This is a genomic window from Mycobacterium sp. (assembly GCF_032159565.1).
GTDB lineage: Bacteria > Actinomycetota > Actinomycetes > Mycobacteriales > Mycobacteriaceae > Mycobacterium.
In genome coordinates, this window is sequence record NZ_JAVHWR010000054.1 from 1 (window position 1) to 9,007 (window position 9,007).

A 9,007-nucleotide genomic window follows, 5' to 3' on the forward strand; every position below is an offset into this window, starting at 1 on the left:
GACTGTTCCAGTAGGAGATGACCATGACCACATCCGTCGGGCTGGGTATTCCCGCACCGCCCGTGCCCGTCCTTGCGCCCCGGCGCAAGACGCCCCAGTTGATGGTTCGCGACGTCGGCGTCGGCAGCGACCATCCGATCGCGGTGCAGTCGATGTGCACCACGAAGACCCACGACATCAACGCGACTCTGCAGCAGATCGCCGAACTGACCGCCTCGGGTTGCGACATCGTCCGGGTGGCGTGCCCCCGCCAGGAGGACGCCGACGCGCTCTCGGCGATCGCCAAGAAGTCTCAAATCCCGGTCATCGCCGACATTCACTTCCAGCCCAAGTACATCTTCGCCGCGATCGATGCCGGCTGCGCCGCCGTGCGGGTCAACCCCGGCAACATCAAGGAGTTCGACGGGCGGGTCGCGGAGGTCGCGAAGGCGGCAGGCGCAGCGGGGATTCCGATCCGCATCGGCGTCAACGCAGGCTCGCTGGACAAGCGCTTCATGGAGAAGTATGGCAAGGCCACGCCGGAGGCCCTCGTCGAGTCCGCGCTGTGGGAGGCGTCGCTGTTCGAGGACCACGGCTTCGGCGATATCAAGATCAGCGTCAAGCACAACGACCCGGTCATCATGGTGGCCGCGTACGAACAGCTTGCGGCGCAATGCGATTACCCGTTGCACCTCGGCGTCACCGAAGCCGGCCCGGCATTCCAGGGCACGATCAAGTCCGCTGTCGCATTCGGCGCGCTGCTGTCGCGGGGCATCGGCGACACAATCCGCGTGTCGTTGTCTGCGCCGCCCGTCGAAGAGGTCAAGGTCGGCAACCAGATCCTCGAGTCGCTCAATCTGCGGCCCCGTTCACTGGAGATCGTGTCGTGCCCGTCGTGCGGACGCGCGCAGGTCGACGTCTACACGCTGGCCAACGAGGTGACCGCGGGCCTGGAGGGCCTGGACGTGCCGTTGCGCGTTGCTGTGATGGGTTGCGTCGTCAACGGCCCGGGTGAAGCGCGCGAAGCCGACCTGGGCGTCGCGTCGGGTAACGGCAAGGGCCAGATTTTCGTCAAGGGCGAAGTCATCAAGACCGTGCCGGAACACCAGATCGTCGAAACGTTGATCGAAGAGGCGATGCGAATCGCCAGCGAAAAAGAATCGGCGCGTGGTCCGAATGATGCAAGCGGTTCGCCGGTAGTCACCGTAAGCTGACAATGACCCCTGTGACCGGGGTCATGGTGCCCTGAGGCCGCAGAAAGAGTCCCGATGTCGGCTCCGCCGCTATTCCGCTTCGTCGACGAGCGACGGGTCTCTGTCGTGCGCGACGTCGCCGCGGTCCGGCGGGTCCTCGACGCCGACCCGGTCGGCACCTGCATGGTGGCCTCCCGGGTGGCCGAGCACGGCGTCGACCCCGGTGCCATCGGCGGCGAACTGTGGTCGCGCGGCCAGGCCACCGATTCGCTCTGCTACGCGGGCGCCAACCTCATCCCGTTGCGCGGTCAGGCGACTGACCTGTACGCCTTCGCCGACAAGGCGGTCAGCGGCGCCAGGCGGTGTTCCTCGCTCGTCGGGCGCGCGGAGCTCGTGCTGCCGATGTGGCACCGCCTCGAACACGCCTGGGGACCGGCCCGCGACGTGCGCGATCGGCAACCCCTGATGGCGCTCGCGACCGCCCCACAATGCCCGATCGACCCCGCCGCGCGTCCCGTGCGGATAGAGGACCTCGACGCCTATCTGGTGGCGGCCGTCGACATGTTCATCGGCGAGGTCGGCATCGACCCCCGCATCGGTGACGGCGGACGCGGGTATCGGCGGCGGGTCGCCGGGCTGATCGCGGCCGGACGTGCGTGGGCCCGGTTCGAGCGCGGTCAGGTGGTGTTCAAGGCCGAGATCGGATCGCAGTCACCCGCCGTCGGCCAGATTCAGGGCGTGTGGGTGCATCCCGACCGGCGCGGACACGGCCTCGGCACGACGGGCACGGCCGCCCTCGCCGCTGCGGTGGTGCGCAGCGGCCGCATCGCCAGCCTCTACGTCAACGACTTCAACACCGTGGCCCGCGCGACCTACGACCGCATCGGCTTCGCCGAGGTCGGCACCTTCGCGACCGTCTTACTGGACTGAGTTGTCCGCGCAGCGCGGCCGACTACGCTTCACGCCATGACCGACGACGCGCAGAAGGCCGAACGCCGAGAGATCGCCGACACGCTGGTGCGCGCGCTCGAACGGCGCCACGAACTCCTCGACGTGATCGTGGAGTCGGAGGATTACGACGCAGCGGTCGAGGCGATCGCTGCCATGCTGGGCACGACGCAAGCCGGCGGCGAAGCGGTGCTTCGACTGTCATTCGACCGGCTGACCAAAGTGTCGCGACGCCGGATCCGCGACGAGCTCACCGACCTCAATCACGAGCTGAGCTTCACGATGGGCGACCGGCAGCCCGCTGCGGGGGAGAGCTTGACGCTGCGTCTGTTCTCGGCCGACGCGGACCGCGACATCTTCGCCGCGCGCACCGACGATGTGCGAGCGGCAGGCGACGGGTCGGGCGCGCCTGCGGGCGACCTGGATGACGAGATCCGCGCCGCTGTCGGCCGGGTGCACGCCGAAGAGGCGGTATGGCTGGTGGCGATCGACGGAGCCGACAAGGTCGGCATGGTGTTCGGCGAACTGGCCAACGGCGAGGTGAACGTGCGCATCTGGATCAGCCCGGAGTTCCGTAAGCACGGCTACGGCACAGCCGCGCTGCGGAAGTCGCGGTCGGAGATGGCGGCCTATTTCCCCGCAGTGCCGCTGGTCGTGCGCGCGCCCGCGGCTGGCTGACTTGTGGGCACCTGAAGCGTCCGCCGCCGCGTCGAAAACCGCTTTTTCGTGCGTTTCTTCCGCACTTTCTCTACAAAGGTCCGATTTCGTGTCGCGCCTCCGTCGTTTTTTGGTCTCGATTTCTTAACATTTGCCTCAATGGCAACAATTTTCTCATCTGCAACGCGTCTGGCGAGCCTGCTGATGATCGTGGTGGTGTCCACGTCGCTGAACGCCTGCACGCCCAAACCCAACGGGCCCCAACCCGCCGCCGAGAAGTTCTTCGCATCGCTGGCCAAGGGCGACACCGGCGCCGCGTCGCAATTGACCGACCGTCCCGAGGACGCGCGGGCCGCGCTCAACGAGGCGTGGGCGGGTCTGCAGGCCACTGCGCTCGACGCGCAGGTGCTTGGCTCGAAGTTCGCCGAGGACACCGGCACGGTGGCCTATCGCTATACCTGGCATCTGCCGAAGAACCGCATCTGGACCTATGACGGCCAACTCAACATGGTGCGCAACGAAGGCAACTGGGAGGTCCGCTGGACCGCGACGGGGTTGCACCCGAAACTCGGTGAGCACCAGACCTTCGCCTTGCGCGCCGATTCGCCGCGGCGCGCGTCGGTCAACGAGCGCGGCGGCACCGATGTGCTCGTGCCCGGCAACCTCTATCACTTCGCGCTGGACGCCAAGGCCGCCGGCGCGTACCTGATGACCACCGCAACCGCGGTGACGGACGCGCTGCGGCCATTCGACGACACCCTGGATCCGCAGCGCCTCGCCGAACAGGCGAGTTCGTCGGCGGGGCCGCTGAGCCTGATCACCCTGCGCCAATCCGACCGCGACCAGGTGGCCGCCGTCCTCGGAGAGCGGCCCGGTCTGGTCATCACCCCGCAGGCCGAATTGCTGCCCACCGACGAGAATTTCGCACCGGCCATCATCGGCGAAGTGAAGAAGGCGGTTGTCGACGACCTCGACGGCCACGCTGGTTGGCGGGTGGCCAGCGTCAACCAGAACGGCGTCGACGTCGACGTGCTCAACGAGGTTTCCGGCGCGCCCGCGCCGTCGATCACCATCAGCCTCGACCGCGCTGTGCAGAACGCCGCGCAGAACGCGGTCAACGGGATCGGTGGCAAGAAGGCGATGATCGTGGCAATAAAGCCGTCGACGGGCGAAATCCTTGCCGTCGCCCAGAACCCCGACGCCGACGCGGACGGGCCGACGGCCACGACCGGTCTTTATCCGCCGGGGTCGACCTTCAAGATCATCACCGCGGGCGCGGCGATCGAGCGCGACATGGCTACGCCCAACACGCTTCTCGGCTGCCCGGGCACGGTCGACATCGGCGACAGGACCATCCCCAACTACGGCGGATTCGACCTCGGCACGGTGCCGATGTCGCGGGCCTTCGCGAGTTCGTGCAACACGACATTCGCCGAGCTGGCCAGCCAGATGCCGCCGCGCGGTCTCACCCAGGCCGCCGCGCAGTACGGTATCGGGCCGGATTATCAAATCGAGGGTATCTCAACGGTTTCCGGCTCGGTGCCGCCGACGGTGAACCTGGCCGAACGCACCGAGGACGGCTTCGGTCAGGGCAAGGTGCTGGTCAGCCCGTTCGGCATGGCCATGGCCGCGGCGACGGTGGCTGCAGGCAAAACGCCTGTGCCGCAATTGATCGAGGGCAGGCAGACGACCGTAACCGGCGACCACAGCGAGATCACGCCCAAGATGCTCGACGGGCTGCGGCCGATGATGCAGCTGGTGGTCACCAACGGCACCGCCAAGGACATCAACGGTATGGGCGATGTGCGCGGAAAGACCGGCGAGGCCGAATTCGAGGGCGGATCACATTCCTGGTTCGCCGGCTACCGCGGCGACATGGCGTTCGCAGCGCTGATCGTCGGGGGCGGCAGCTCGGAGTATGCGGTGCGGATGCTGAAGTGGATGCTTGAAAGCCTGCCGCCCGACTACTTGGCCTGACGCCCCTTGCAGAATGTCCCACCGGCCGTCTTATGGGCCTGTAGCGACCACAATTACCTCGATCATGTATTCACCTCGATGAGTGCTTTTCTGCCTCGGCCCCCCGGGGCGGCAAAATATTAACGCCACCTTCAAGATCGTGCAAACATGCATGTGGGATGCGGTTCAGGGGGATATCGGCGCTACCCGGCAGATCAAGATCGCAAACACTGACCGATCGCGTGAGCAAGTATGTCGCAGCCGCGCGGTCGGTATGTGACAATGCGTTCAGCAAATACTGCTTAAGCCAGCAGTTCGGTCGCTACGCCGTAGCGCTGCTGATAGCCGGCGACCTGCTCGCGTAGCTGCTCCGCGTCCAGTCCCGTGTCCGCCCAGCTGTAGCGGCCGCCGCCGCCGTCGCCGGGATTGGCCGCCAGATGCTCTCGCATCCGCTGCTCGGCGATGGGGGTCAACAGTCGGTCCAGCCGGCCGTACAGCGACCTGATCGTCGCGAACGGGTCGCGCATGAAGTGGGTGAACTGCACGTCGATCACCTGACCTGGAGGCAGCGATTCGCGCAGTGTCATCCCGCGCTGCAACCCGACCACGAGTTCCTCGCACGACTGCACCGCGCAGTCGGCGACCGTTGTCTCGTCGGACGCCATGCGGCGCAGGTGATTTGTCAGCGCACTGATCGACGAGATCACCTTCAACGGGTCTCGGTGCGTCTGCACGATCACCGCGTCGGGGTACGTCTCCACCAACGTATCGAGCGTCCATAGATGTGCCGGTGACTTCAGCAGCCACTGACCTTTGACGCCAGATTGCAAGTGTTGCAGGAAAATCCGGTGGAATCGATAAGCCTGACGATGGTCCGCCTCATACATCAGCCACTTGTAGTAGCCGGGCAGTCGGTACTGGACCGAGAAAATCATGCTGCAGAACTGCGATGCGGTGATCCGCACACACTCCTGTCCGACCTGCGCACCCATCGGGTGCCAGCTCATGAACCCGGGAATAATCTGCTCGCTCATCTCCAAACTCCTCTGGGTTTCGGCGATGCGCGGGTCGGTGTCGTAGGTGTCGGGCTGTGGCACTGGAAGCGGGGCGTCGACCTCCCACGTCAGCGGCGGTCGCAACTCGGGGTCCTGAGCGAGCAGGTCGAACAGGATCGTGGTGCCGGTGCGCGGCTGCCCGACGATGAAGATGGGCCGCTCGATCCTCTCGTCGACGATCGCAGGATGGAGCTTGCGCCATTTGACGAGCTGAAGCCGATTCTTCAAAGCGCGCACGATGTCGGACGCCGCGATCTCCACGCCGAGATCGTTCAGCCGGGCCTCCTCGACGAACCCCTCGCACAGCCGGCCAAGCCCGTCGCGCCAGGTCTCGTTCTCGTCGAACTCCGCGCCGAAGTCGTCACAGCCCGCCCACTGGCATGCCTGGTCGATCAATGCAGCCGGCTGGAACCGGGCGGCTGTGCTCACCGCGTCGCCTCACCGATTCGCACGTCGACAGACACCTTCGGCGGGTGCGGGTTGTCCAGCCACCGGAACACCACGAAGCCACGGTGCCGCCCGCCGGTGTCCAACCAGTGACCGTGGCCGGAGTTCTTGGCGCCGACGGCGACACGCACCACGCCGTCGGCACCGGGGGCGACACCCTTGTTGGTGACCGAGCTGTGCCTGCGACGCGGTTCGAGGCATTCGTGCCAGATGTTCTCCAGCGTGATGTTCCAGTAGCGGGTGTCCGGGGGTTCGAACTCGAGTACCAGTGACTCGTCGTCGCCGAGCGCGAAGGTGCCGAGCATATAGAGGTTGTCCGGTGTGGTGTCGGCCTCTCCGAGATTGGCGGCCTCCGACGTGACGAGGGTGTTCGGCTGCTGCATCAGCTCGGGCTTGATGGTGCGGTGCAGGGTGGTCAGCTTCATGATGGTCCACGCCATCGCGGTGAACTGTTCTGCGGCTTCGTCATCGGACACCTTCTGCGGCGGCTGTTGAGTGGTCAGCGGATCGATGTGCAGCGTGGCGGGGTGCTCGGTGTGCGCGTCGGCGATGTACTCGCGGACGACGATCGACGTCGCATCCTCCGGTATGGGCACCCACTGCGCGGCTTCGAGTTCGGCAGGCGACGGCTCCGTCGCCGAGAAGACCAGCGCCAACCTGCCGCCGTCCAGCTTCATGTCGGTGTCGCTGACGTACGCCGCCATGCGGCGCGGCGTCATGCCGGTGCCCGCCAGCACCTGCACGCCGAGATAGGCGGTGGTGCCCCATGTTCCGGTGACGCGATAGCCGCGGTCGCCGCGAATCATCGCGAGCAGGTACCTGCCGTCGGGATTCGGGCCGCCGACAAGGCGGGTGGGGGAGCACATGTCGAAGAACCACGGCAGCTCCGGGTCGGCTTCCACCGTCAGCTCCGAGCACAGTGCGGTGACGCGGGAGACGACGCCCAGACCCTCGAGAAGCTCGCGTTCGTTCTCCGCGTCCGCGGTGACGATGTTCGTGATGTCGCCGATCATCTTCTGCACGAAGGCCCACGCCTCGAGTGTCTTGGGGCCCAAGCCTCGTCGTTCGTCACGTTGAGACAACTATCAGTACAGAGCCTGTCTGTTGGGGCGATCAGCTATTTGACGACGTCGACCGGCGCGCCGCCTCCTGGGCGAGCTGGACCCGGGAGGACAGCCCGAGCTTCGTGTAGACGCGGGTGAGGTGAGATTGCACTGTCCGCGGAGAGATGAACAGGCGGGTGGCGACGTCCTTGTTGCCGAGCCCCTCGCTGACGAGGCGCACGACGTCGAGTTCGGCCGGCGTCAACGACGCCCAGCCGCTCGACGGCCGCTTGCGCTCACCGCGCCCGCGCTGCGCATAGGCGATCGCCTCGCTGGTCGACAGGGCGGCGCCCTCTGCCCACGCCGCCTCGAAGTCCTGGTCGCCCATGGCATTTCGGAGTTCACTCGTCGACGAGACGTATGCGGGTTGATAGAACGGCAGACGGATCTCGCCCGTTCGCTGGCGAATGCCGTCCGCGGCGCCAAAGAGTCGGGCCGCTTCGCGGTGGCTGCCGGAATTGCCGGCTATGTCCGCGAGAATCTCGAAAGTGTTTGATGCCCCGAGGTAGGCCTTGAGGTCGGCAAAGCAAGCGAGGGCCTCGTAGGCGTCACGCTCTGCCTGTTCGGGCTCACGCTGCTCGATTGCGATCCGCGCGCGTATCGTCAGCACCCAACCTCGTATCCACCCTGCTGTTGCCTCGGCGGCCTCGTCTGCTCCGCGTCGGGCCGCGGCCAGGTTCCCGCGCGCGAGGTCGAGCTGGGCAATGTATGCGCTGTTTATGGATGCGGTCCCATACAGGCTGCTGAGAAGGGGCCAACCTGCATCCGCCGCGTCGGATGCCGATGCGATGTCACCGGCGGCCAGGTGCGAGGTCATCAACGAGATGTAAATCCCTCCGAGATAGACATCGCCGAGTTCTGTGGCGGCTTCGATGCCGGACTCGGCGGCGAGCCTGGCCGCCCCTGCCTCTCCGTGGAAGGCGAGCGCATGCGGCAGAATCATGAGCGCAGCGACTTGCGACATCACGTCGTGATCGGCATCTGCGTCCGCCACTACTGCGCGGTACTCGGCGATCGCTCGGGTGAGATCACCCTCGAACAGGTAGGCGCCAGCCAGCCGCCAGCGGCATTGCCGCGAATTGAAGCCATCACCGATCGCATCGGCAAGGTCGCGTCCTTCTTCTGCGGCTGCACGCACTGCGAGGGGATCGCCCGCGACGAAAGCGACCTGGGCCTGCTGCCCGAGAATCTGGGACAACCTCCAGTGGTCGCTGAGGTTGCGAGCCATTCCGATCGCTTCCGAGAAATAGCGTCCAGCCACCTCGGTGTCGTAGACGGCTGAGCTCCCGCAAGCGGTGAGTGCTCGTAACAACAACGCCGGATCGTCGAGGTCGCGGGCGCAGGCGAGAGCATCTTCCGCGTCGTCCAGGTGGTAATCGGCCAGCCAGGCGTAGAGCACGGCCCTATCGGCAAGCGCTCGGGCGCGCCCGTCGGGCCCGAGGTCGGTTGGAGGCTCGCCGTCGATGAAAACCGCTTCGAACCAGGCCAGCCCTTCCTGAATACGGCCGCGGGACAGCCACAGCGGCTGCAGCGACGATGCCAACTCCAACGCGCGTGCGATATCGCCGCATTCAATGCTCCAGCCGAAGGCGCTTCGCAGGTTGTCCATCTCCTCATCGGCCCGCTCGACTTGATGTTGGTAATCAGTACGCGCGGGCGCGTCGAGCAA

Annotated in this window: 7 protein-coding genes; 4 read left to right on the forward strand and 3 right to left on the reverse strand. The window is 66.1% G+C overall.

The window, feature by feature from the left end; genetic code table 11:
• Nucleotides 1–23 precede the first annotated feature (23 nt).
• From ispG to QOC76_RS06930, 4 genes are all read left to right on the forward strand, one after another.
• Nucleotides 24–1,193: a flavodoxin-dependent (E)-4-hydroxy-3-methylbut-2-enyl-diphosphate synthase gene (ispG, locus tag QOC76_RS06915; RefSeq protein WP_526355551.1), complete on the forward strand. Its 1,170-nt coding sequence runs from the start codon at nt 24–26 to the stop codon at nt 1,191–1,193.
• Nucleotides 1,194–1,247: 54 nt separating this feature from the next.
• Nucleotides 1,248–2,102 carry a GNAT family N-acetyltransferase gene (locus tag QOC76_RS06920; protein WP_526355553.1) on the forward strand — a complete coding sequence of 285 codons (855 nt, stop codon included), beginning with the start codon at nt 1,248–1,250 and terminating at the stop codon, nt 2,100–2,102.
• Between the two features lie 36 nt (nt 2,103–2,138).
• Nucleotides 2,139–2,798, forward strand: a complete 660-nt coding sequence (locus QOC76_RS06925; RefSeq protein WP_526355555.1) for a GNAT family N-acetyltransferase — start codon at nt 2,139–2,141, stop codon at nt 2,796–2,798.
• A 138-nt stretch (nt 2,799–2,936) separates the two neighbouring features.
• Nucleotides 2,937–4,754, forward strand: a complete 1,818-nt coding sequence (locus QOC76_RS06930) for a penicillin-binding transpeptidase domain-containing protein (protein ID WP_526355557.1) — start codon at nt 2,937–2,939, stop codon at nt 4,752–4,754.
• A gap of 281 nt (nt 4,755–5,035) precedes the next feature.
• Here QOC76_RS06930 and QOC76_RS06935 read toward each other — a convergent pair whose 3' ends face one another.
• The 3 genes from QOC76_RS06935 to QOC76_RS06945 form a co-directional block, all read right to left on the reverse strand.
• Complete coding sequence (locus QOC76_RS06935; protein ID WP_526355559.1) at nt 5,036–6,217, reverse strand: sulfotransferase; 1,182 nt, start codon at nt 6,215–6,217, stop codon at nt 5,036–5,038.
• Nucleotides 6,214–7,248 (reverse strand): DUF1214 domain-containing protein, encoded by a 1,035-nt coding sequence (locus tag QOC76_RS06940; protein ID WP_526355563.1) that lies wholly within the window; start codon nt 7,246–7,248, stop codon nt 6,214–6,216. Before QOC76_RS06940 ends, QOC76_RS06935 begins: the two co-directional genes overlap by 4 nt.
• Before the next feature lie 100 nt (nt 7,249–7,348).
• Nucleotides 7,349–9,007, reverse strand: a 1,659-nt coding sequence (locus tag QOC76_RS06945; RefSeq protein ID WP_526355561.1) for a LuxR C-terminal-related transcriptional regulator, incomplete at its 5' end; no start/stop codon positions are given.

Coding starts and splice junctions, on each gene's coding strand:
- ispG (WP_526355551.1), top strand. CDS start 24: ATGACCACATCCGTCGGGCTGGGTATTCCCGCACCGCCCGTGCCCGTC.
- QOC76_RS06920 (WP_526355553.1), top strand. CDS start 1,248: ATGTCGGCTCCGCCGCTATTCCGCTTCGTCGACGAGCGACGGGTCTCT.
- QOC76_RS06925 (WP_526355555.1), top strand. CDS start 2,139: ATGACCGACGACGCGCAGAAGGCCGAACGCCGAGAGATCGCCGACACG.
- QOC76_RS06930 (WP_526355557.1), top strand. CDS start 2,937: ATGGCAACAATTTTCTCATCTGCAACGCGTCTGGCGAGCCTGCTGATG.
- QOC76_RS06940 (WP_526355563.1), bottom strand. CDS start 7,248: ATGATCGGCGACATCACGAACATCGTCACCGCGGACGCGGAGAACGAA.